Below are 22,467 nucleotides of genomic sequence, written 5' to 3'. Positions count from 1 at the left end.
TACGACCAACCAATAAACCGGCGCCAGCGAGCGCAGGAGCGGCAGGATGCCTCGCCCCTCGAACACCGCGGAACGTCGAGCCCAGATCGCGCGCGCTCTCCTGGAGGTCATGGCGGAGCGCGGCTACGAGGGGGCGTCCATCGGGGCCGTCGCCGCGGCGGCCCACATCGCGCCGGGGCTGGTCCACTACCACTTCGAGAGCAAGCGAGAGATCCTGCTCGCCGCCGTCGAGCTGCTCGCGCGGGACCATGAGGGTCGGATCGAGCGGCGGCTCGCCGCCGCGGCGGGCGATCCGGAGGCCGAGCTCCGCGCGTTCATCGACGCGCACCTGCGGGTGGGCGAGGGGGCCGACCCGCGGGCGCTCGCCTGCTGGATCTGGGTGAGCGGCGAGGCGCTCCGGGACGCCGATGTCCGGAAGGCGTTCGCGGGCGCGCTCGAGGGCGCGGTGAAGAAGCTCGCCGCGATCGTGCGGCGCGGCGCGCGGGCGCGGGTGTTCTCCTGCGCGCGGGGCGACGTGGACGCCGCGGCTGCGGCGATCGTGGCCGCCATTCAGGGGTACTTCGTGCTCGCGGCCACGGCGCGCGATCTCATCCCCCCGGGCTCGGCCGCCGGCGCGACCTGGGCGATGGCGTCGGGGCTCCTCGGCCTCTCCTCCGCCGCCAGGAAGGCGAGCCGCTGATGCGCTCTCCCCACCTGTCCTGGCGACGTCTCGGGCTCTTGGCGTCGCTGTATATGTGCCAGGGGCTCCCGTTCGGCTTCTTCACCCAGGCGCTCCCGGTCCTCCTGCGCAAGCAGGGGATCTCGCTCGAGGGCATCGGGCTCGCCTCCCTGCTCGCGCTCCCGTGGGCGCTCAAGTTCCTCTGGGCGCCGCTCGTCGATCGCTTCTTCTTCCCCCGGCTCGGGCGCCGCCGCTCGTGGATCCTCCCCTTGCAAGGGCTCACGATCGCGGCGCTCGGGCTGCTCGCGCTGCGGGACCCGGGGGAGGGGCTCTCCTCGGTGCTCGCGGCGGTGCTGATCGTCAATCTGCTCTCCGCCACCCAGGACATCGCCACGGACGGCCTGGCGGTGGACCTGCTGGCGCCGGGCGAGCGGGGCCTGGCCAACGGCATCCAGGTGGCCGGGTATCGGGCCGGGATGATCGTGGGCGGCGGGGCGCTGCTCGTCCTCTTCGACCGGCTGGGCTGGGGGCTCACCTTCGCGCTCATGGCGCTGTCGATTGCCCTGCTGAGCATTCCCACGCTGCTCGCCCGCGAGGCGGCGAGTGGGCGCGAGGGCGCTCGCTCCTCCTCGGTCGTCGCCATCGCCACCTCGTTCTGGAAGCGCCCTCATGCTCGGCAGGTGCTCGCGCTCATCGTCGTGTACAAGCTCGGCGACGCCTTCGCGGTGGGCATGCTGCGGCCGTTCCTCACCGATCTCGGCCTCTCCCTCGCGGACATCGGGTGGCTCCTTGGGGCGGTGGGGTTCGTCGCGGGGCTGCTCGGCGCGCTGGCCGGCGGGGCGCTGGTGCTGCGGCTCGGGCGGCGCTCGTCGCTGGTCGGCTTCGCCGTCCTCCAGGCGGCGAGCGTGCTCGGGTACGCGTACGCCGCCCGGGCCGAGGCAGGGGTGCCGCTGCTGGCGGCGCTCTGCGCGTTCGAGCACTTCGCCGGCGGGATGGCCACGGCGGCGCTCTTCACGTGCATGATGGACTGGACCGATCGGGAGAGCGCCGCCACGGATTACACCCTCCAGGCGAGCGCGATGGTGATCGCCACCGGGGTCGCCTCGGCGGCGAGCGGGTTCTCCGCGGGGCGCCTCGGCTATCCGCTGCACTTCAGCCTGGCGGCCGTCCTGGCGGCGCTCTCGCCGGTCCTCGCATTCCTGCTGTTTCCGAGCGCGCGCTTCACGTCGAAGCTCGCGCTCGAGGGGGCATCCCAGGGCTAGAGCGACGGGCTCCCTGCTCGGGCGCCCTACCTCACTGACCGGTGTACGAGACGCGGTAAATGATGCCGCTCGTGTCGTCGCTCACGAGGAGAGACCCGTCCGGCATCTGGAGGAGCCCGGCGGGGCGGCCGAAGGTCGCGCGGCCGTCCTCGATCAGCCATCCGGTGATGAAATCCTCGAAGCCCGTCGGCGTGTGGGTCGCGTCGTCGAAGAGGACGCGCACCACCTTGTAGCCCACCGGCGGGTAACGGTTCCACGAGCCGCGCATCGCGACGAACGCGTCGTTCTTGTACTCGGCCGGGAACTGGTCGCCCGTGTAGAAGCGGAAATCGATGGGCGCGCTGTGCGCGTCGTAGATGAGCACCGCGGGCTCGGTGGCGGCGGCGTATTCCTGTTTCGTCGTGTCGGGCGGGTCGTCCATGATCGGATCGAGCCCCCGCTCGCCGGGGCCGCTCGAGTACACATAAGGCCAGCCGTAGTTGTTGCCCTCGACGAGCCGGTTGAGCTCCTCGGGAGGCACGACGTTGCCGCGCTGGTCGCTGCCGTGATCCATGCCCCAGAGCTCGTCGGTGCCCGGGTACCAGTCGAAGCCGATGGTGTTGCGCAGGCCCTTGGCGAAGACGGTGCGGTCCTGCTGCGTCTGGGGGCCGAGCGATGGGTCGATGAGCAGCAGGGCGGCGTGCTCGGGGTTCGTCTCGGCGCACGCGTTGCAGCTGCTGCCCACCGAGAACAGGAGGGATGTCCCGTCCGGGGTGAAGCGCATCGTGCGCTTGCCGTGCTGGCCGCCGTCGGGCAGATCGGTGATCAAGGTCGACGCGTCGCCGAGGCGGCCGTCGCCGTCGATGGGGGCGGCGTAAAGGCTCGTCGCTGTCGCCAGGTACATGGTGTCGCGCTCGGCGTCGAGCGCGATGCCGTGCAGGGTCTCGAAGCCCGGACCCCCCGTGAACACCTTCGTCGACTCGTCCGCCGCCCCGTTGCCGTCGGTGTCGCGCAGGAGCAGCACGTCCCCGGTCGTCGGCCGCGTGACGTACACCCCGCCGCCGGGGGCGAGCTCCATCATGCGCGCATTGTCGGCCCCTCTCGCGAACACGCTGATCGTGAACCCCGGCTTCGTCTTGAGCTTTTCGAGCAGCTCGTCGGAGAACGGCCGCTCCTCGGGCCGGAAGGTGTTGTCGTTCTCCGGGCTGTACCCCCCAGCGCCGCCGCTGCCGCCCTCGCCGCCGCCGCCGCCTTCGCCGTCGCTGCCGCCTTCGCCGCCGCCACCCTCGCCGCCGCTGCCGCCGCCTGCGCCCTGGCCGCCCCCTCCTGCCTGCGCGCCCTGATCCGATGGCGCGCCGCCGCTCCCTCCGGAGCCGGCCTGGACGTCGGCGGGCTGAACGCCGCCTTCCTCGCCGCACGCCGCGACGAGGAACAGGATGAGCAAAGGCGCAAATTGCCGTTTCATGCGAGCGACCCTTTCCGCAAGAGAGGCCCCGGGTGCGTCGGGGAGCGCCCGCCGCCCGGAACCCTCGCTGGATGACCTTGTTCGGGCGAGGACCGAAGCACGCCGCGTACCTGTTGGGCGGCCAGCGGGTAAGCGAGGACCTCTTACAAACTGGCTACCCGCGCGATGTGGCACGATGGCTCGGCGCCGGCCTGCGCGTGGCAGAAAGGCACGCCGGCGCGCCGCGCCGCCGAGCGTCGCGCGCCCTGCTACAGTGCGGCCCATCGTGCACGCCACAACGAAGCTGATGCTCATCCGGCACGGGGAGACCGACGACAACCGCGCGCAGGTGTTCCAGGGACAGGCGGGGCGCGGGCTCAACGCGCGGGGGCGCGAGCAGGCCGCGCGGCTCGCGGCGCGGTTCGCCGGCGCGCGGCTCCGGCTCGCGGCCGTCTACTGCTCCGACCTCGAGCGCGCCGAGGAGACGGCGGCGCGCCTCGCCTCGGCGCTGGGCCTCCGGGCGGCCGCGGACCCTGCGCTGCGGGAGGTGAGCCTCGGCGCCTGGCAGGGGCTCAGCCGCGGCGAGGTGCAGGCGCGCTTCCCGGAGGAGTGGGCCGCATGGCGGAGCGGCGTCGATGTCCGGCGCGGGGGCGGCGAGACATACGCGGAGCTCGGCGATCGGATGCTGCGCGCGCTCGACCGGATCGCGGCGCGGCACGCCGGCGAGGCGGTCGGGGTGGTCTCCCACGGCGCGGCCATCAAGACCGCGGTCGGGCGGATGCTCCAGATGGACGGGAGCGGGCTGAAGGCGCTCCAGGTGCCGGCGAACACGGGCGTCTCGCTGATCGAGCACGACCCGAAGAGCGGCTATCGCGTCGTCGTCTGGAACGACGCCGCTCACCTCGGCGACGCGCTGGTCGAGGCGCTCTCCGCGCCTCCGGCGTGAGGCGCGGCGGCGGCGCCGGAGCGCCAGACGACGGACTCGGGCGCTCAGACGTCCGACCACGGAGAGCCGGCGAGAGCTCAGGGCGTGCGCCGCCGCGACGGCCGCGAAGCTGGCCTGTCGGCGAGATCGATCTCTGCCGAACGCATCACGCCGGCGGGCGCGCGGCGCCCAGGCCGTCCGTGTCGGTCTCCGCCTCGGCCGCGTTCAAGGGGAGCTCCACGATGAACGTGGCGCCGGCGCCCGGCTCGCTCTCCACGCGGATGGTGCCGCCATGCGCGGTCACGATCCATCGGACGATGTAGAGCCCGAGGCCGAGGCCGCCGAAGTTCCGGACCGACACCGCGCGCTCGAAGCGCTCGAAGATCCTCGCCTGATCCGCCTCCGCGATGCCCATACCGTGATCGCGGACCACGAGCAGGGCCCGATCGGCCTGGCCGCGCACCATGACGTGAATCGGGCCGCCGGCGCCATATTTCATCGCGTTCGACAGGAGGTTGATGAGGACCTGCTCCATGCGCGACGGATCCCAGCGCCCGACCACGGCCTCGTCCAGATCGAGCTGGACGCCGCAGCGGGCGTCGGCGAGCTGCTGGCTCATCCGCTCGACGATCTCGCGCACCAGGGCCGCCAGATCGACCGGCGCGCGCGCGAGCGTCAGCTGCCCGGCGCTCAGCCGCGTCACGTCGAGCAGCTCGTTGACGAGGTGCGCGAGCCGCGCGATCTGCCGATTCAAGACCTGCAGCGCCGCGTCGAGGCGCTCGGGGGCGAGCTCGGAGCGCTGGTAGCGCCGCAGCAGCCGCTCGATGAGGTGCGCCTGCATCTTGAGCGAGGTCAGCGGGGTCTTGAGCTCGTGCGAAGCGACGAGGAGGAACTCGTCCCGCCGCTCGATCGCCTGCTGGGCCTCGGCGAACAGACGGGCGTTGTCGAGCGCCAGCGCCGCGCGGGCGCCCAGCTCCTCGGCCAGCCACAGGTCGGCTGGGCCGTAACGGCGCTGAGGCCCCATCAGCAGCAGGAGCATGACCCCGAAGCAGCGGTCGCGCGCGAGGAGCGGAACCCGGATGAAGGCGTGAACGCCGAGCTGCCCGAGGAGCGGCGCGGCGCCGAGGTCGCCGACCTCGGGCGGCGCCGGCGCCGCCGTCGTCAGGGGCCGCACCGCGTCCCTCACGGCGTCGACGAGCTCCGCGGGCACGCCTGCAATGGCCGTGTGCCCCGGGGCGTCGGGATCGAGGCGCATGTCGACGACGCACCGGTCGGCCAGCTCGGGGACCGCGAGCTGGGCCACGCTCTCGAGGGTCGCGCTGTAGCCGAGGGCCATCAGCCTGCGGCTCGCCTCGGCCAGGAAGCGCTCGGCCCGCTCGGCCCGCTTGCGCTCGGTGATGTCGGTGGAGATGCCGCACAGCACGCCCGACATGACCCCCTCGCCGAGCGGGAACTTGACCGACAGGAAGGTGCGCGGTCCGTCCGCCAGCAGCACCTCCTCCTCGCACTCCAGCGGCTCGCCCGCGTCGAGCACGCGCCGGTCGTTGTCCTGGAGGGCCCCGACGGTCGGCCCAGGAAAGAGCTCGGCGTCGGTCTTTCCGAGGACCTCTTGGCGCGGCAGGCGCACGAGGTGGCCCGCCTGACGGTTGACGAGCACGTACCGGCCCTCGCGGTCCTTCAGGTAGATGGCCGCGGCCGAGTTGTCGACGATCGCCTGGAGGGTGGCCTGGTTCGCCTGGAGCGCCTGCTCCGCCCGCCGGCGCTCGGCGTTCTCCTGCTCGACCTGGGAATAGAGCATGGCGTTCTCCAGCGAGATGGCCGACTGCGAGGCGAGCAGCTCGAGCACGCTGAGCCGCGCTGGGGTGAACGCGCCGGCGACGAGCTTGTTCTCCAGGTACAGCAGGCCGAGCAAGCGGGCCTGCCGCACGATGGGGAGGCACAGCACCGACCTCGGCTGCTTCCGGGCGAAGTACGCGTCCTCCGAGAACGGGTGCCGGGCGGCGGCGTCGTCGAGGAGCACGCGCTCATGGCTGCGACGAACGTAGTTGAGGATGGACCGCGGCAGCGCCGCCGCCTCCGCCTCGCCCGCGTCGAGCAGCCGCGCCGCGCCGCCGGACGCCGCGATCGCCGCCGCGGTCGACAGGCGATCTTCCCGGACGAGGAGCACATAGCCCTCCTCGGCGCCCGCGTGCTCGACCACGATGCGCAGCAGCATCTCGAGCAGGCGCGGGAGCTTGAGCTCGCCGGAGATGCTCTGCGCGGCCTTGACCACCGAAAGGACGTCGAACTGCTCGGCCCGCACGGCGAAGGTGACCGTGGGCGCGATCGGCTTGCGCTCGACGAGGAAGGGATAGCGCTGGTCGAGCTGCTCCACCTTGGCGTGGGCGCCCCAGCGGAAGTAGGCGGCGCGGGCCTTTTGCAGGTAAGCGTCGGCGGGCGTGGACAGGCCGCGCGCGCGGTAGAACCCCGCGGCGAGCTCGCAGGCGATCGCCTCGTGCTGGACGAAGCCGTGCTCGCGCGCCGACGCGATGGCCTGCTCGTAGCGCCGGACGGCCTCCCCCTCCCGCCCGCGGAGCCGGGCGATCTCGGCGCAGACGAGGGCGTGCTTGTGGAGGAAGTTCGGAGGACAGCTCTCCGCCCACTCGCCGAGCTGCCGCTCGCAGTCGAGCAGCGCTCGGGGGAGCTCCTCGGGCGGCGACGCCTCGTCCGAGACCGCGGCGAGCGCGAGCGCGTGGACATAGAAGCTCTCGACGACGAGCGCGTGCGCGTCGTTCCTCCAGTCGTAATCGACGACCAGGCGGGACGAGGCCGCGAGCGCCTCGCCCGGAGCGCCGAGGACGAACAGCGCCTGCGCCTTCAGGCTGAAGTACATGCTGTGCGCGCTGCCCGCGGCCCCTGAGAGGAGCCAGCCCTCGAAGGCCTCCTGGTCGAGCTTGGACCCGTCCAGCATCGGAAAATCGACCGGCCGCCCGCGCAGCGCCTGGATGAGGTACCGGACGCCGAGCAGGGCGCCATGAACGAACGTGTAGCCGGCCCTGCGCACGAACCCCATCCGGTCCTCGGTCTGGTGGAGGACGTCCTCCAGCGGCTCGCCGCAGAGCAGCGGGAACGCCGCTGCCCAGATGCAGTTGTAACAGGCGTTGTTCCAGTCGCCGCACTCGACCGCGGCGTTGAAGCCGAGTCGGGCATAGGAGAAGGTCTCCCGGTAGTGGCGTGTCCAGAAGATCACCTGCTGCGCGAGCAGCGTGAACACCGAGGCCTTCGTGGCGAGGACGGGGCTCCTGTCCGCCAGGTCGTAGGCGAGCTTGCCGAACAGATACGCCTCTTCGTATCTCCCGAACCTCGGGGCGAGCACCCTCGCGAAGGCGGCATACGCTTGGGCGGAGGTCTCCGCGTTGCCGTGGCGCAGGCTGAGCTTGACCATGCGCACGACGAGCAGATAGTGCAGGTTCTGGTCGACGAAGAAGGCAGGGATGATGACGCCCCGGAGGACGCCCATCGCGACCTTGATCTCCGGGTGTGTCATGGAGGGCAGATCGAGCAGGCCCTCGATGCGCCGGTCGCCCAGGAGCTGCCAGACGGCCTCGGTCTCCTCTTCGGCCTGTGCGTCGGTGACGGGGAGCGACACCTCGATGTCCCAGGCGCGGAGGCACGAGAGCCCGATCTCCACGGCGCGCGCGGGTCGCCCGCGGGTGGCGTTCAGCGTGACGGCGAGCTCGACGACCGCGGCCCGTTCGGCCCTGCTCCTGGCGCGCTCGGTGAGCTCTGCGAGCAGCCGCTCGGCCTCGTCGAAGCTGCCGGTGACGTACGCGGCGCGCGCGCGCTCCAGGCCGAGGTCGTAGGCGAGCTCGTAATGCGTCTCCCAGCGCTCCTCGGGGAGGAGCGCCGTGCCCGCGGCGAAGAGGGACGCGGCGGTCTCGTGGGCCGCCGCCGCCTCGGCCCTCCTGCCGGCGCGCAGGTTCAGCGCGGCGAGCTCGGCCCGCTCTGCCGGAGAGCGGATGAGCGCGGCGCCGCGGTTGAGGTGGCCCACGATGTCGAAGAGCGTCTCCTCGCGCTCCGCCGCGCTCCGCCCCTCCAGCAGCAGCCGGCCGATACAGAGGTGCACCTCGGCGAGCTGCGCCGCCGGGATGAGCGCCTGGGCGGCCTGCTGCACCCGGTCGTGGACGAACCGGTACGCGCCGTCCCGGCGGAGCAGCAGCCCTTCTCGCGCGGCCTCCGAGAGCGCCTCGGAGAGCTCCGCCGCGGGGCGCTTCGCGACCACCGCGAGGGTGTCGAGCGTCAGGCTGCTGCCGAGGCACGCGGCGAGCTTGAGCGCGTCCTGCGCCGGGGCCGAGAGCCGCTTCAGCTTGCCCACCATCAGATCGACGACGTTGTCGCTGAAGCCCTTGTCGCGGATCGCGGCGATGTCCCAGCGAAAGGCGCCCGCCTCGGCGTCGAAGGCGATGAGCCTCCCCTGGTGCAGCTCGATCAGGAACTGGATCGCGAAGAAGGGGTTGCCGCCGGTCTTCTCGTGGACGAGCTGGGCGAGCGGCTCGACCTGCTCGGCCGGGGCGTGGAGCGCGCCGGCGACGAGCGCTCCGACGTCGGACGCGGAGAGCGGCGCGAGGACGATGTCGCTGACCAGGGCGCCGCGCCGCCGCGCGTCGGCCACCATGAGCGCGAGCGGGTGCGCCGGGCCGACCTCGCTGTCCCGGAAGGCGCCGATCAGCAAGAGGTGCTCGGCCTCGGCGTAGGTGACGAGCTGCTCGAGCAGCTGGAGGCTCCCGGCGTCGGCCCACTGGAGATCGTCGAGGAAGAGCACCATCGGGTGCTCCTCGTGGACGCACGCCGCGACGAAGCGCTGGAGCGTCGCGTGGACCCGGTGCCGGGCCTCGACCGCGGGGAGCTCCGGCGCGGGCGGCTGCGGGCCGAGGAGCAGCTCGAGCTCGGGGAGCACGCCGGCGAGCAGCCCGCCGCTCGCGCCGAGCGCCTCCCGCAGGCGCTGCCTCCAGCGCTCGAGCTCCTCCTCGCTCACGCACAGGATCTCCTGCACGAGGCCGCGGAACGCCTGGAGGAAGGCGTGGTACGGGACGTCCCGCTTGAGCTGCTCGAACTTGCCGGAGAGGAAGAAGCCCCGCTCGCGCACGACGGGCCGGTGCAGCTCGGCGACGAGCGACGACTTGCCGACGCCCGAGTACCCCGACACGAGCACGAGCTCCGGCCGGCCGTGGGCCACCACGCGCTCGAAGACGGCGAGCAGCGCCTCGACCTCGCGCTCGCGGCCGTAGAGCCGCTCCGGGATCTGGAACCGAGCCGAGGCGTCGCGCTGCCCGAGCGGGAAGGCCTCGACGGCGCCGCGCGACCGGAGGTCGGCGAAGCACCGGTCGAGGTCGTGCTGCAGGCCGAGCGCGCTCTGGTAACGCTCCTCCGCGGCCTTGGCCAGGAGCTTGAGCACGATCGCCGACAGCTGCGGGGGGATCGAGGGGACGAGCGCGTGCGGCGGGGGCGGCGTCAGGGCGATGTGGCAATGCACCCACTCCACGGGATCGCTCGCCTGGAAGGGCAGGGCGCCGGTCAGCAGCTCGTAGAAGGTGACGCCGAGGGAGTAGAGGTCGGACCGCTCGTCGATGGAGCGGTTCATCCGGCCGGTCTGCTCCGGCGCCATGTACGCGAGCGTCCCCGCGATCAGCGCGTCGTGGGCGAGGTCCTCCGGCCCGCGGGGCGAGGTGCAGGCGATCCCGAGATCGGTGATCTTCACCTCCCCGGTGTCGGGGTTGTAAAGCAGGTTCTGGGGCTTGATGTCCCTGTGGACGATGTGGTGCCGGTGCAGCTCGGCGAGCGCGGCGGAGAGGCGCAGGGCGAGGGGGAAGAAGCGCTCGAGCGGCATCGGCCCGCGCTGGAGCAGGTCGAGCGAGCGGCCGCCGAAGTCCTCCAGGACCAGCGCCACCTGGTCGCCGAACGCCTCGATCGCGTGCGCCTTGACGATGACGGGCGCGGCGAGCCCGCTCGCCACCTCGTGCTCGTGGTGGAGCCGCCCGAGGGCGTGGGGGCTCGCGTGGTCGCGCCGCAGGACCTTGAGCACGACCGGCCGGCCGTCCTCCGCGCGCCTGGCTCGGTAGAGGATCGTATCTGCCCCGGTGTGCAGGACCTCCAGCACGAGGTAGCGTGAGCTCTGGGGCATAGGGAGATCTTCGAAAGCCGGGCGGCTCCCGAGGCGCCGACGTGGGGCCTGATGTTGCCAAAAGTGCAGCGCTTCGCCACGGACAAATGGCGGTGCGGCGCCGCGTCGGCTCGCTTGCTGCGCGCCCCCGTCAGCCCCCGACGTCCGTCCCGTTCGTAACGATACTGCGGGGGCGGACCCGCTTGTGGCCGAACGCGATCGCGAGGACATGGCCGGAATCGGCCCGGCGGCGCCGTGCGCCATGGGACGCCATCGCGAGGTGCACCACGGACATCCACGCTCGGACCGACCGCTGCATTGTTGGGCTCAGACCACTCGCCATCGTGAGATGTGGTATCTGGGCCGCCTGCGCCAGGTCATGTGATCTCTCAGGCATACGGACAAATGGCGCCGAGCCGGCTCGCGGTGCTGCTCGAATTTGCCCGGAGAGAGTTCACATGAAGGCGGGAAGGCAGGAAGATGATTGATTTCTTTTTTTTTTTTTTCTTCCCGTCTTCCCGCCTTCATGTTCAATTTCGAGCACTGCCCGGCTCGCCTGCGGCGCCCTCCCGATCAGGCCCGCGGAGCGCGGCCGTCGCGCCGCGGGACGCCGTACCTGGACAGCACCTCACGGACGCGATCCAGCGGAATGGCCTCCACCGTACGGCCGTTTCCCGAGGTGGTCTCGGCCGTGAAGAGCGAGTTGTAGATGGCCTCTTCGGTCGCCTCGATCACGGCCTGGAACAGCGCCGAGGTCTCCTCGTTGGCGAGCTCCGTCGTCACGAGCCGTCTCGCGCCGGAGGGGCGCCGGACCGAGGCGCTCGTCGAGAAGGCCACCGCGTAGTCCCCGGAGCCGCTGGCGGCGGAGGAGCCCGTGCGCGCCAGCCCGAAGAGCGCGCGGGCCGCGAGGCGACCGAGGTTGCGATCCGACAGCGGCGCGTCGGTCGCGACCACGATGAGGATGGACCCGCCGCCCGGGTCCGGATCGCGCTCCGCGCGGAAGGCGTGCTGACCGAGCTCCTCGCCGACGGGCGCTCCCATCACCTGCAGCACGCCGCCGAAGTTCGACTGGACGAGCACGCCGACGGACGCGCCGCCGAGCGACGGCGGCAGCGCCCGCGAGGCGGTGCCGATCCCGCCCTTCCATCCGAACGCGACCGTCCCCGTGCCCGCGCCCACGCACCCCTCCGGCACGGGCCCCTCGCGCGCCGAGGCGAGCGCCGCGCGCACGTGCGCGGCGGTGATCGGCCGGCGCCGGATCGCGTTGAGCACGCCGTCGTTGGTCTCGCCGACGACCGGGTTGAGCGAGCGCACCTCCTCCATGCCCGGCTGCTCCAGCATCCACTCGACGAGGGCGTCTGCCGCCCGGAACACGGAGAGCGTGCTCGTGAGGAGGAGGGGAGTCTCGAGCTCGCCCAGCTCGCGGACCTGCGTCGCGCCGACGAGCTTGCCGAACCCGTTGCCCACGTGGATCGCCGCGGGGACGCGATGGAGATAGAGATTCTCCCCGTGCGGCAGGACGGCGGTGACGCCGGTGCGTATCGCGTCGCCTTCGACGACGGTGGCGTGGCCGACGCGCACGCCGCGCACGTCGGTGATCGCGTTCAGCGGGCCCGGGTCGAAGATCCCGGGCGCTACGCCGAGGTCACGGGCGCGCACGGCGCCCCCTGCAGGAGCCATGGAGCGGGGCGCGACGGGCGCGCGGACTGCCTCGTCCGGACAGCAGGCGTCCGCGCCCTGGCGGCGAGGTGCGGTCGGCCGCGACGTGCGCCCGGGTGACGGGAGGCGGCGAGCAGCGGTGTCTGGCGCTCATGGGGAGAGGTGGTTCAACCGCCGTGCCAGACAGGGCAGCGGCGCGGGAGGTCGAGCGTCAAGGCGCCGGCAGGAGGACGCGCGCGCCGCGGGCGAGCGTCACGCGGTCCACGTGGGCCATCAGCGATCGCTCCGGCAAGACGACATGGAAGTGCGTGTTCGACCCCATGTGCGTGAAGACGCCGTGGTGGCGCTTCGAGAAGAAGCCGACCAGCGTCCCCTCGGCGTCGGGAAGCGTTCCGCTGACCGACGCCCGGACGTGGTCGGCGTGGCCGCCGCCGGGCGCGAGCTTTCTCCCGTCGATGACATGCCAGCTGAGATCGCGGAGACCCCCGCGCACCTGGACGGGGACGGCGACGTCCGTGTCGAGGCCGCGCTCCCGCAGCAGGGCCTCGACGCGCGCGTCGATCTGCCCGTCGGGCACGTCGGCGTCGAGCGTGGCCTCCTGCCACCGCGCGACGTTCGCCACCACGAAGAGCGTCGCCTGCTCTTCCGCCCCGGTGGCGCGCACGTCGAGCGCCCCGTCATCGCGCGCGTACGACGTCCAGATCGCGTCGTCGACCACCGTCACCTCCCCGCGCAGCTCGCTGAGCGCCCCGATGCCGAACGCGTGCGGGCCCGGCACGACATCGCCGATGCGCACGGCGGGCCCCGTCTGCCCCTCGTGCATGATCGCGCGGAGCGCGCCGAACGAGCGGACCTGCACCGCCGCGGACGCGCCCGGCGCGGGCACCGCCGCCGGCGCGCCCGGCGCGGGCTCGGCCGCGGGCGCGCCCGGCGCGGGCTCGCTCGAGCGCGTGCAGGCGGCGGCCACGGACGCCAGGAGGGCGCCGAGGAGAACGCTAGAGACCTTCGCTCGCATCGCTCGCATGGGGCTGCTCCTCGGTCACGCGCAAGAGCGCGCAGTTCAGGACACATCGTTGCGCGTCGCAACCCTCTCCGGCGCCGAAAGGTTGCTCCGCGCAACCACCGCCGGCGCGCGGCCGAGGCTACCCCGTGAGCCCCGGGACCGGCTGCGTCCGCGCGAGCTCGTCCGGGTAGCGCTGGAACCACGACGACAGCAGCAGCACCTCGTCGATCTCGCTGAGCGGCACCGGCGCGGCGGCGGGCTCCGGGGGGCCGTAGACGTCGGCCGTGAGCCGCGCGAGCGCGCGGCGGTCGTCGTCCGAGCGCGGCGCCGCGGCCTCGGCGCGCACGCTGCCGCGCCGGACGAGGTAGACCCGATCGTCGCCCTCGTGGCCGGGGACGGTGTAGAGGAACGAGAGCGACTCGATGGCGAAGCGGAGCCGCCCCAGCTCGCCGCGCAGGGCCGTGAGGCGCTGGATCCGGTCGCGCAGCGCCGCGGCGCGCTCGAACTCGGCGCGCTCGCGGCAGGCCTCCATCTCGTCGCGGAAGCGGCCGATCGGGCCGTCGCTCCGGCCCTCGAGGAAGGCGCGGGCGAGCGCCACGCGATCGCCGTACTCCCGCGACGAGCAGCCCGCGACGCAGGGGCCGAGGCAGCGCTTGATCTCGTAGCGGATGCAGCCCGGCGTGCGGCGCTCGAGGGAGAAGAGCGTCTGCTGGTCGTTGAAGAGCACCGGCACGTCCTCGGCGCAGTCGCGCAGCCCGAGCGCGTTGGAGAGCGCGCGCACGGCCTCGCGGACGCGGCCCGCGCCCGTGAACGGCCCGTAGTAGAGCGCGCCCGGATCGCGCGCCGGGCCGCGCACGACGTGGAGCTTCGGCGCCGGCCCGCGCGTGACCTTGATGAAGGCGTAGCGCTTGAGGTCGCGCTTCATGGCCACGTTGAAGCGCGGCCACAGCCGCCGGATGAGCCGGAGCTCGGCGAGGAGCGCGGCGAACTCGCTCGGGCAGTACTCCCACGCGACGTGGCTCGTCTCGCGGAGGATGCGCGCGCCCTTCTCCTCGGGCTCGCAGCGAAAATAACCGAGCAGCCTCGTGCGCACCCGCTTCGATTTGCCGACGTAGAGGACGGTGCCGTCCTCGGCGGCCATCTGGTAGACGCCGGGCCGGTTCTCGGCGCCCGCCCGCACGAGGCCGCGGAGCCGCGCGAGCCGCTCTTCATCGCCGGAGCCCTTCCGGGCGGGGAGCAGCGCCGCGCGCGACATCGTCCGATGTTCTTGCGAACCAGCGGCGGACGCGCAAGCCGCGCCGCGCGGAGCCCGCGCGGCCGTAGAGCCCGCCGGTCCGCGTGGGCTCGACCAGCGGTCGGCATGGCGCTCGGCGCCAGCGCGTCGCTCGAGGCCGAGCGCTTCGTCACCGGCGAAGGGTATCCTCCTCGTGGCGGCCGCCGCGGTCCACTCCGCAAGCACCTGCGGAAGCGCTGAGGCGCGGCGCTCGGTCCCGGCGATGGGACGCTCGACACGAAAGGAACAGCCTCGATGCAAATGGATCGCGAAGGCCAGAGGGTCGCTGCTTCGAAGGAGCGGGCGCCCCGCGGCGCGCGCTTCGTCCCCGCCGCGGGGGCGGCGCTCCTTGCGGTGCACGCGCTGCTCGGTTGCTCGAGCGAGACCGCCGCCCCTGGCGGGGCGAGCGGCAGCGGCGCTGGCGACGAGGGCGGCAGCGGCGCCTTCGGGGGGAGCGGCGGCGAGGGCGGCAGCGGCGCTTTCGGGGGGAGCGGCGGCGAGGGCGGCAGCGGCGCTGGCGGCGAGGGCGGCAGCGGCGCTGGCGGCGAGGGCGGCAGCGGCGCTGGCGGCGAGGGCGGCAGCGGCGGCGGCGGCGTCACGGTGTCGGCCGAGCTCTTCGACGACTTCAGCTACACCGGCATCGCCGACGACAACCTCACGAGCCGGTGGTGGGTACGGACGACCGACGGCGCCCCCGGGGTCGACGGCGCACAATGGCTCTCGTCCAACGTGTCGTTCATCGAGGATCCCGATCTCGCCTCGAACCGGCTGCTGCGGCTCAAGGCGACCACGAGCGGCTCCGGCGCGAGCACCTCGCACGCGGAGATCCAGTCCAACGACGACAGCTTCCGCCTCGGGACGTACTCCGCCAGGGTGAGATTCAGCAACACGCCGCTGACCGGGACCCGGCACCTCGCCGACAAGCTGGTCGAGACGTTCTTCACGATCAGCCCATGGGTCAACGACCCCGAGACCGATCCCAACTACTCGGAGCAGGATTTCGAGTACATGCCCAACGGCGGGTGGGGTCAGGGCAACACCAGCACGTTGTGGTTGACCTCGTGGGAGACGGCCACGCTCGAGGATACGCAGTCGAACCAGGTCGCGGGCGACCAGTCGGGCTGGAAGCGGCTCCTCATCCAGATCGACGAGTCCGGCATCCACTACTACATCGAAGGCGCGCTGCTCTGCACGCACGACGCCAGCTACGTCCCCGAGACGAACCAGCACCTCGACTTCAACCTGTGGTTCGACGAGCTCGCCGCCGGAGAGACCGGCCCGCGGACGTACGCCGAGGACGTCGACTGGGTTTACTTCGCGAAGGACGTCCTCCTGTCGCAGGCCGAGGTGGACGCGCGGGTGGCCGGCTTCCGGGCGTCCTCGGCTGCCCTCGTGGACACCCTTCCTTAGCCCCACCCGGACGCCGCGGCGCGAGGCCGCGGCCATACCGGGGCGAGCTCAGGGCGACCGACGCCTACTCGCACGCGGCGAGGTCGACGGTGTCGGGAGCGAAGCACGACACGCGCTCGCCGGATCCTTCTACGTTGCAGGACACGTAATATTCACGGATGAACCCGAATTGCGGATCGAACGAGAGCTGCGAGAGCTCGCAGTCGTCCGGGGTGCCCTCGGCACGATCGAACATCCACGCGATGGGCTCGTTCACGCTCGTCAGATCGTCGACATCGGTCCAAGGCGAGTCGTCGTTGGGGAATTTCTCGCGCGCGGCGACGACCTGGCCATCCTCGACGGCCACGCGCCGGCAACCGGCGGAGAAGCCCGTCTCGCACGTCTCGACGACGTAGCTCGCGACGTGCTTGTCGTTCCACGTCTCACGTTGCTGTTCGATGCGCTCCGCGTCGCTGTCACCACACCCCGAGAGAAGGGCCATGAGAGAAACGGGAATCATGATTTTGTAGATTGCCATCATGCCGAGCCGTGAGTGCAACGCTCGTACCTGCGCGACTGTGCCACCGGCGCCCCGAGGATCCCGCCGGAAACCCGCGCGATGGCACACCCGCCGGCTCCTCCGCGACGGTCCTGTCGCCCTCACGGCGCGGCGCGCTCGTCGGCGTCGAGATCGTGCGCGCCGCGCCGGCTCGCCGCCGATCGCGCCGGCGACCTCTCCCGCAGACGCGGCCGCGCCGTCGTCGATCGCCCAGCCCTGCCGGGACGCGTCGCCCCGGTCAGTGGTCGTCCGGGGGCATGATCCCGCGCACCAGCCTCTGCGCGCTCGCCATGCTGGAGACCACGCTGTGGTGCTGCACGGCCTTCTCGACCGCCGCCTTGAGCCCCGACACGTCGCCGTTCTTGTCGAAATAGCCGAACGCCTTGTGGGTCGAGAGCAGGTCTTGCTTCTCGAGGATGTCCTGGAACGCGGTGTAGAAGATGATGGGCACCTTCGGGTACAGCGCCTTGATCTTCAGGTAGGCGGTGAGCCCGTCGATCCCCGGCATGCGGATGTCCAGGATGACCAGGCTGGTCATCTCCGTCACGCCGGCGATGCCCTCCTGAGCGTTCGCGTACAGGCGCACGTCGTAGTCGTGCCGCAGCGTGAACGCGAGCGCGGACCGCATCCTCGGGTCGTCGTCGATCACGACCACGATCGGCCGCTCCTTCTGCGGCTCCTCCGGCGTGACGTCCGAGGCTCCGCGAAAGCGCCTGGTGAATTTCGCCGTTGTCATCTTGGCGCCCCCTTTCAGTTCCCGGCGAGGTTGAGCTCGATCCGACCAGCGGCGGCGCTGGCCGGCTGCGGCTGCCCGCGCGGCACCGCGCGCGGGAGCCGGACGACGAACGTCGTGCCGCGCCCCGCGTCGCTGTCGACGTCGATGGTCCCGCCATACATCGCGACGATGCGAGAGACGAAGCTGAGCCCCAGGCCCACGCCGGTCGTCGGCTTCGTCGAGAAGAACGGCTGAAAGATCTTCGCGAGGTTGTCGGGGGAGATGCCGTCCGCGTTGTCGCTGACGGTGAGGACCTGGAAATCCCCCTCCTCGGCCGTCTCGATCCGCACCCGCCGCCCGCGGCCGTCGTCGACAAGGAGCAGCGCGTCGCGCGCATTCAAGACGATGTTGTTCACGATGGAGTCGAAGTGCGACTCGTGCCCCACGACCGCCGAGCCGCCCCGCAGCTCGAGCTCGACCGACACGCCCTGGCGCGCGAACTCGTCGCGGTGCCGCGCCGCGACCGACTCGACGATGCGGCGGAGGCTCACGACCTCGTTGCCGGCGAGCGCGACGCCGAGCTTCGAGTACTCCAGGATGCTGTTCGTGACGCTCAGCGCGCGCGCCGTGCAGTCGCCCACCATGCAGAGCACGCTGTCCAGCGTCTCCTCGGCCTCCTCGATGTCGCCCAGCCGGGCCATGACCGATTTGAGCTTCCCGTCGGGGATGTCGTCCTTGAGCAGGTCGAAGAGCTCGCCGAGCCGGGCCGCGTTCTTCGCGCACACCGTCTCGCCGCCCTGGGTCACGGTCCCGAGCACCATCGCGGCCCCCGAGAGGGCGTTGCGCATCTCGTGCGCGAAGCCGCCCGCCATCTGGTTCTCGACCGCCTCCCGCTCCAGCCGGACGATGGTCGCGTGGGCCTCCTCGAGCTCCGCCGTGCGCTCGCGGACCTTCTGCTCCACGCCCGTGTAGAGCTTCGCGTTCTCGATGGATATCGCCATCTGCGAGGACAGCATCGTGAGGAGCTCCAGCCTGTCCTGGGTGAACGTGCCGGTCGCCGTATTGTTCTCCAGGTAGATCGCCCCGTACAGGTCGTTATGGTGGATGATCGGCGTGCAGAGCACCGATCTCGGGCGGCGCTGCGCGACGTAATCGTCGCGCTGGAACTGCCGGTCCGCGGAGGCGTCGGCGAGGACGACGCTCTGGCCGGTCCGCGCGACGTACTGCACGATCCCGGCCGAGACGAGCGGGCGATCGTCGGACACGGCCTGGGTGAGGGGCAGCCCCGGGAAGCGCGCGTCCTCGCGGCCGTCGGTCCAGTCGACCTCGGCCTCGACCCGCAGGCCGTCGCTCTCCCGGAGCACGAGGCAGCCGCGCTGGGCGCCGGCGTTCTCCATGGCGACCGCCATGAGCTTGATGAGGAGCCGGTCGAGCACGATCTCCCCGGAGATCGCCTGCGCGGCCTTCAGCACCGTCCGCAGATCGAGGCGGGAGGCGCCGAGCGAGGTCGTCGTGACGAACGTCCGCGAGGGCGCGACCTCCGTCGACCGCTGCGAGAGCGGCTCGCGCGGGGCGAGCTGCGGATACCGCTCCTGGAGATCCTGCGTCTTGCGGACGGCGCCCCAGAGGTTGTAGTGATAACAAGCGTCCGCGAGGTACACGCGCGCGAGCTTCTCCTTGCCCTGCGCGAGCCAGAACCGGCCCGCGAGCTCGCAGGCCACCGCGGCCTCGTTCACGTAATCGTGCTCCGACGCGGACGCGATGGCGCGGTCGTACAGGTCGAGCGCCTCGGCCACGCGGCCGTCGATCCGCGCGAGCTCGGCCTCCACGAGCAGGACCCTGTGCAGGAAGTTGCTGACGCACGTCTCGGACAGGGCCTTGAGCTTCGCCTGGTTCTCCGACACCTTGGCGCGGTAGCGCTCCTTGTCCTCCGGCGAGGCCGCCGGATAGAGCGCGATCATGGCGAGGGAGTAATAGAAGTTGTGCAGCGGCGTGAACACCTTGCCCGTGCTCGCGCCGAGGGTCGGCTCGGTCTCGGCGGCGTGCTTGTACGCGAGCTCGTAGTCGCCGAAGACGAAATAGAGCATCGCCTGCGCCGTGTGGATGTAATTGACGGTGTTGAAGTTCTTCGTCGCGTACAGGCCCGGGAGCACCTGCTCGGCGTCGAAGAACTCCCCCTTGATCTTGGCCGCGTGCTCGGACCTGCCGGTGAGGTTCCGGATCGCCTGGCGCCACACGCTGAGCTGGTTGATGACCTGCTCTTGCTTGAACTTGAAGACCTCCTCGATGTACCGCTCGAACGTCGACTCGAGCTCGAGGAGGTTCTGCCCGGAGACGGCGCCGCAGACGAAGGCGTTGATGAGGCAGTACGCGGCGCTCTCCGCGTCGCCGTTCTCGGCGTAGCTCAGGTATCCCTCGATGAGCGGCGCCTGGCTCTCGCGCGCGGGACGGTAGAAGTGCCGCGAGAGCCCGTAATAGAAGTTGTAGACGCTCGCCTTGTAGAGCGGCTCGTCCCGGCGCCGGTGCGCCTCGAGCGCCAGCTCGCCGAACCGGGAGCCCGTCGCGATGTCGCCCACGCCGGCGTTGACGAGGACGCTGAACGCCGCGAACGCATAGGGCGCGAGCGGCGACTCGCCGTGATCCATCGTCAGGTCGAGCGCGCGGCAGATGAAGAGCCCGAGCATCTCCGGCGCGGCGAAGTACGACGCGTGGATCGCGCGCCGGAGGATCACGAGCGCCGCCTGCTTCGGGGCCGCCGTCATCGGCGGGAGCCGGCCGAGGCGCTCGAAGCCGAGCTCGGCGACCTGCTTCGTCGTCTTCGTGTAGGCGTCGAGGAAGTCCTGCATGCCGGGGCTCGCGGGGAACGTCTCGCCGAGCTGCGCGAGCGCCTCCACGGCGGTGTCCACGGCCTTCCGGAACTCGGCCTGGGTGTGGTGATAGAGGATGAGCAGCTCGTAGAGCTTGCTCCTGTCGATGACGTCGTGGATCTCGCTGAGCGCCGCGTCGATGAGCTCCTTCATGGCGCCGAAGTCGGCGTTCATGCACGCGGCCTCGGCGGCGCCGACGTGGAGCGCGCTCGTCAGCGCGTGGTCGCTCCGCCAGGCGCCCGCGGGCAGCAGCGCGAGGCCCTCGGCGAAGTAGCCGCGCGCGGCGTCGAAGGCGGCGGACAGCAGCGCGCGCCGGCCCGCGAGGAGGTTCAGCTCCGCGAGGCGGCGGCGCTCGGCGGCGTCGCTCAGGCGGTCGGCGCCGCGGTTCAGGTGGTGGACGATGTCGAAGACCTCCTCCTCCGGGGCGCGCCCGCCGAGGCTCCGCAGGAGGAGCCGGCCGATGTCGGCGTGCAGGCCGCCGCGCTCGCCCTCGTCGACCATGGCGTAGGCCGCCTGCTGGACGCGATCGTGGAGGAACCTGTAGTCCGGGAAGACGAGCGGCGCGGCGAGGTCGTCGGGGAGCGCGGGCTCCATCGGGGACAGCGGGACGATGAGGCCCTCGTGCAGCGCGGGCAGGAGGCGCTGGTGGGCGTCGCCGCGCGTCGCCTCGAGGATGACCGCGAGCCTGCCCAGGTCGAAGCGGTTGCCGAGGCACGACGCGGACATGAGCGCGCGCTGCGTGTCCGCGGGGAGCCCGCGGAGCTTGTCGATCATCAGCTCGACGACGTTGTCGGTGATGTTCCTCGACTCGATGTGCTCGACGTCCCACGTCCACGCCGCGCCGCCGGCGTCGTACCGCAGGCACCCGGTCTGGTGCAGCGTGCGGAGGAACTCGTTGACGAAGAACGGGTTGCCGCCCGTCTTCCGGGCGACCAGCGCGGCGAGCGGCATGACCGCCGCGGCGTCGGCGCGCAGCGCGTCCGCGAGCATCCGGCAGACCATCTCGGTGCTGAGCGGCCCCGGGGCGATCTCGTTCACGATCGCCCCTTCGCGCCGCAGGGACGCGAGCGCGGTCGAGAGCGGGTGAGCGGCGCCGACCTCGTTGTCCCGGTAGGCGCCGATCACGAGCAGGCCGCGCAGCCCGGCGTCCGTCAACAGGAGCTCGATGACCCGGAGCGACGCCGCGTCGGCCCACTGGAGGTCGTCGAGGAAGACGGCGAGCGGGCGCTCGGCGTCGCAGAACACGCGGACGAAGTTCTGGAGGACGCGGACGAAGCGGTTCTGGGACTCGGCGGGCCCGAGCGCCTGGACGGGCGGCTGCTCGCCCACGACGAGCTCGATCTCCGGGATCACGTCGACGAGGACCTGCCCGTTCCCCCCGAGCGCCGCCTTGATCTTCGAGCGCCACTCCGCGAACTGCGCCTCGGGCTCGGCGACGATCTGCCGCACGAGGTCCCGGAACGCGCTGGTGATCGCGGTGTACGGGGTGCTCCGCTTGAGCTGGTCGTACTTGCCGGCGACGAAGTACCCGCGCACCTCGGTGATCGGCTTGTACAGCTCGTGCGCCAGCGCGGACTTGCCGACCCCCGAGTACCCGGCGATGAGCATCAGCTCGGTGCCGCCCCGCGCGACGCGGCCGAACGCCTCGAGCAGCGCCTTCACCTCGCTGGTGCGCCCGTAGAGCTGCTGCGGGATGCGGAGGTCGCCGGAGGCGTCGGCGCGGCCCAGCGGGAACGGGGCGATCCCACCCGCGGCGTCGAGGCGGCTCTGGCACGCTTCCAGGTCGTGGAGGAGGCCCGCGGTGCTCTGGTAACGGTCCTCGGCCGTCTTCGCCATGAGCTTCATCACGATGTCCGACAGGGCCTCTGGCACGCTCGGGCACCGCGCGCGCGGCGGGGCGGGGTCGCGCGCGATGTGGCAGTGCACGAGCTCCATGGCGTCCTTCGCGTCGAAGGGAGGCGCGCCCGTGAGGAGCTCGTAGAAGGTGGCGCCGAGCGCGTAGAGATCGGTGCGATGGTCGAGCGACCGGTTCATGCGACCGGTCTGCTCTGGGGAGATGTAGGCGAGCGTCCCTTCGATCACCGCGGGGCTCTTGATCGACAGCTCTTCCCGCGAGAGCCGCGTCGAGATGCCGAAGTCGATGATCTTGACGGTTCCGGTCTCGCGGTTGAAAACGATATTGGACGGATTGATATCCTTGTGTATAATTCTGCTCCCGTGGACATCGCGGAGGGCGCGCGTGATCGCGATGGCGAGCAGGAGGAATGCCGCGGTGTCGAACCTGCCGCTTTGCAGGTGGTGCGCCAGCGCGTGGCCGCCGAAATCCTCGAGGACGAGGAGGAGCCCCTTCTCGTGCCGGCAGAGGTCGAGCGCCCGGACGACGCCCGGCGCTTCCAGGTTGCGGAGCACGGCGTATTCATGCTTGTAGCGCGTGAGCTCCGTCGGGCTGGGATAGTCTGAGCGCAGCAGCTTGAGGGCGACCGGGCGCCCGTCGCCGGCGCGCCGGCCCCGGTAAACGACCGAGTTTTCGCTCTCGTAGATCTTGGCGATCGCCTGATAACCCGAGATCGTCAGCATCGCTCCCCTCGACGGACG

The 22,467-nt window shown here is 71.7% G+C and carries 12 protein-coding genes; 4 read left to right on the top strand and 8 right to left on the bottom strand.

The window, feature by feature from the left end:
• The first annotated feature begins 46 nt into the window (after positions 1 to 46).
• The gene (locus WMF33_RS32795) at positions 47 to 679 is read left to right on the top strand and encodes a TetR/AcrR family transcriptional regulator (RefSeq protein ID WP_437332320.1); all 633 of its coding nucleotides are present in this window, start codon (positions 47 to 49) and stop codon (positions 677 to 679) included.
• Positions 679 to 1,920 carry an MFS transporter gene (locus WMF33_RS32790; protein WP_437332319.1) on the top strand — a complete coding sequence of 414 codons (1,242 nt, stop codon included), beginning with the start codon at positions 679 to 681 and terminating at the stop codon, positions 1,918 to 1,920. The genes WMF33_RS32795 and WMF33_RS32790 overlap by 1 nt, the downstream gene beginning before the upstream one ends.
• Positions 1,921 to 1,951: 31 nt before the next feature.
• On the opposite strand, the gene WMF33_RS32785 is transcribed toward WMF33_RS32790, so the two are convergent.
• Positions 1,952 to 3,364, bottom strand: a complete 1,413-nt coding sequence (locus WMF33_RS32785; protein WP_437332318.1) for a PQQ-dependent sugar dehydrogenase — start codon at positions 3,362 to 3,364, stop codon at positions 1,952 to 1,954.
• Positions 3,365 to 3,629: 265 nt separating this feature from the next.
• Here WMF33_RS32785 and WMF33_RS32780 point away from each other — a divergent pair, with 265 nt between their 5' ends.
• Complete coding sequence (locus tag WMF33_RS32780; RefSeq protein ID WP_437332317.1) at positions 3,630 to 4,289, top strand: histidine phosphatase family protein; 660 nt, start codon at positions 3,630 to 3,632, stop codon at positions 4,287 to 4,289.
• Between the two features lie 145 nt (positions 4,290 to 4,434).
• Here the strand turns inward: WMF33_RS32780 and WMF33_RS32775 are convergent, their stop codons facing one another.
• From WMF33_RS32775 to WMF33_RS32760, 4 genes are all read right to left on the bottom strand, one after another.
• Positions 4,435 to 10,428 carry an AAA family ATPase gene (locus WMF33_RS32775; protein WP_437332316.1) on the bottom strand — a complete coding sequence of 1,998 codons (5,994 nt, stop codon included), beginning with the start codon at positions 10,426 to 10,428 and terminating at the stop codon, positions 4,435 to 4,437.
• Positions 10,429 to 10,980: 552 nt separating this feature from the next.
• Positions 10,981 to 12,087, bottom strand: a complete 1,107-nt coding sequence (locus tag WMF33_RS32770; protein ID WP_437332315.1) for a P1 family peptidase — start codon at positions 12,085 to 12,087, stop codon at positions 10,981 to 10,983.
• Positions 12,088 to 12,277: 190 nt separating this feature from the next.
• On the bottom strand, positions 12,278 to 13,090 hold the full coding sequence (locus WMF33_RS32765; protein WP_437332314.1) for an acetolactate decarboxylase: 813 nt from the start codon (positions 13,088 to 13,090) through the stop codon (positions 12,278 to 12,280).
• 118 nt (positions 13,091 to 13,208) lie between these two features.
• A complete protein-coding gene (locus WMF33_RS32760; RefSeq protein WP_437332313.1) occupies positions 13,209 to 14,324 on the bottom strand; it encodes a GIY-YIG nuclease family protein in 1,116 nt (371 codons plus the stop codon).
• A 273-nt stretch (positions 14,325 to 14,597) separates the two neighbouring features.
• Between WMF33_RS32760 and WMF33_RS32755 the strand changes: the two genes are divergently transcribed.
• Positions 14,598 to 15,752: a glycoside hydrolase family 16 protein gene (locus WMF33_RS32755; protein WP_437332312.1), complete on the top strand. Its 1,155-nt coding sequence runs from the start codon at positions 14,598 to 14,600 to the stop codon at positions 15,750 to 15,752.
• A 64-nt stretch (positions 15,753 to 15,816) separates the two neighbouring features.
• On the opposite strand, the gene WMF33_RS32750 is transcribed toward WMF33_RS32755, so the two are convergent.
• The 3 genes from WMF33_RS32750 to WMF33_RS32740 all read right to left on the bottom strand — a co-directional run bounded on the left by WMF33_RS32750 (position 15,817) and on the right by WMF33_RS32740 (position 22,449).
• A complete protein-coding gene (locus WMF33_RS32750; protein WP_437332311.1) occupies positions 15,817 to 16,233 on the bottom strand; it encodes a hypothetical protein in 417 nt (138 codons plus the stop codon).
• 295 nt (positions 16,234 to 16,528) lie between these two features.
• Entirely contained in the window at positions 16,529 to 17,026 is a 498-nt protein-coding gene (locus WMF33_RS32745; protein ID WP_061629784.1) for a response regulator, read from the bottom strand.
• A gap of 14 nt (positions 17,027 to 17,040) precedes the next feature.
• Positions 17,041 to 22,449 carry a trifunctional serine/threonine-protein kinase/ATP-binding protein/sensor histidine kinase gene (locus tag WMF33_RS32740; RefSeq protein WP_437332310.1) on the bottom strand — a complete coding sequence of 1,803 codons (5,409 nt, stop codon included), beginning with the start codon at positions 22,447 to 22,449 and terminating at the stop codon, positions 17,041 to 17,043.
• Between the last annotated feature and the right edge of the window lie 18 nt (positions 22,450 to 22,467).

Origin of the sequence: Sorangium sp. So ce394 (assembly GCF_051474665.1) — a bacterium.
Taxonomy (GTDB): domain Bacteria; phylum Myxococcota_A; class Polyangia; order Polyangiales; family Polyangiaceae; genus Sorangium; species Sorangium cellulosum_D.
The sequence above is the reverse complement of the archived record's forward strand: the minus strand, read 5'-3'. Positions and strand labels throughout refer to the sequence as shown.

What these genes read in the sequence shown, in the direction of transcription:
- WMF33_RS32795 (WP_437332320.1), top strand. Translation starts at nt 47, where the DNA reads ATGCCTCGCCCCTCGAACACCGCGGAACGTCGAGCCCAGATCGCGCGC.
- WMF33_RS32790 (WP_437332319.1), top strand. Translation starts at nt 679, where the DNA reads ATGCGCTCTCCCCACCTGTCCTGGCGACGTCTCGGGCTCTTGGCGTCG.
- WMF33_RS32785 (WP_437332318.1), bottom strand. Translation starts at nt 3,364, where the DNA reads ATGAAACGGCAATTTGCGCCTTTGCTCATCCTGTTCCTCGTCGCGGCG.
- WMF33_RS32775 (WP_437332316.1), bottom strand. Translation starts at nt 10,428, where the DNA reads ATGCCCCAGAGCTCACGCTACCTCGTGCTGGAGGTCCTGCACACCGGG.
- WMF33_RS32770 (WP_437332315.1), bottom strand. Translation starts at nt 12,087, where the DNA reads ATGGCTCCTGCAGGGGGCGCCGTGCGCGCCCGTGACCTCGGCGTAGCG.
- WMF33_RS32765 (WP_437332314.1), bottom strand. Translation starts at nt 13,090, where the DNA reads ATGCGAGCGATGCGAGCGAAGGTCTCTAGCGTTCTCCTCGGCGCCCTC.
- WMF33_RS32760 (WP_437332313.1), bottom strand. Translation starts at nt 14,324, where the DNA reads ATGTCGCGCGCGGCGCTGCTCCCCGCCCGGAAGGGCTCCGGCGATGAA.
- WMF33_RS32755 (WP_437332312.1), top strand. Translation starts at nt 14,598, where the DNA reads ATGCAAATGGATCGCGAAGGCCAGAGGGTCGCTGCTTCGAAGGAGCGG.
- WMF33_RS32750 (WP_437332311.1), bottom strand. Translation starts at nt 16,233, where the DNA reads ATGGCCCTTCTCTCGGGGTGTGGTGACAGCGACGCGGAGCGCATCGAA.
- WMF33_RS32745 (WP_061629784.1), bottom strand. Translation starts at nt 17,026, where the DNA reads ATGACAACGGCGAAATTCACCAGGCGCTTTCGCGGAGCCTCGGACGTC.
- WMF33_RS32740 (WP_437332310.1), bottom strand. Translation starts at nt 22,449, where the DNA reads ATGCTGACGATCTCGGGTTATCAGGCGATCGCCAAGATCTACGAGAGC.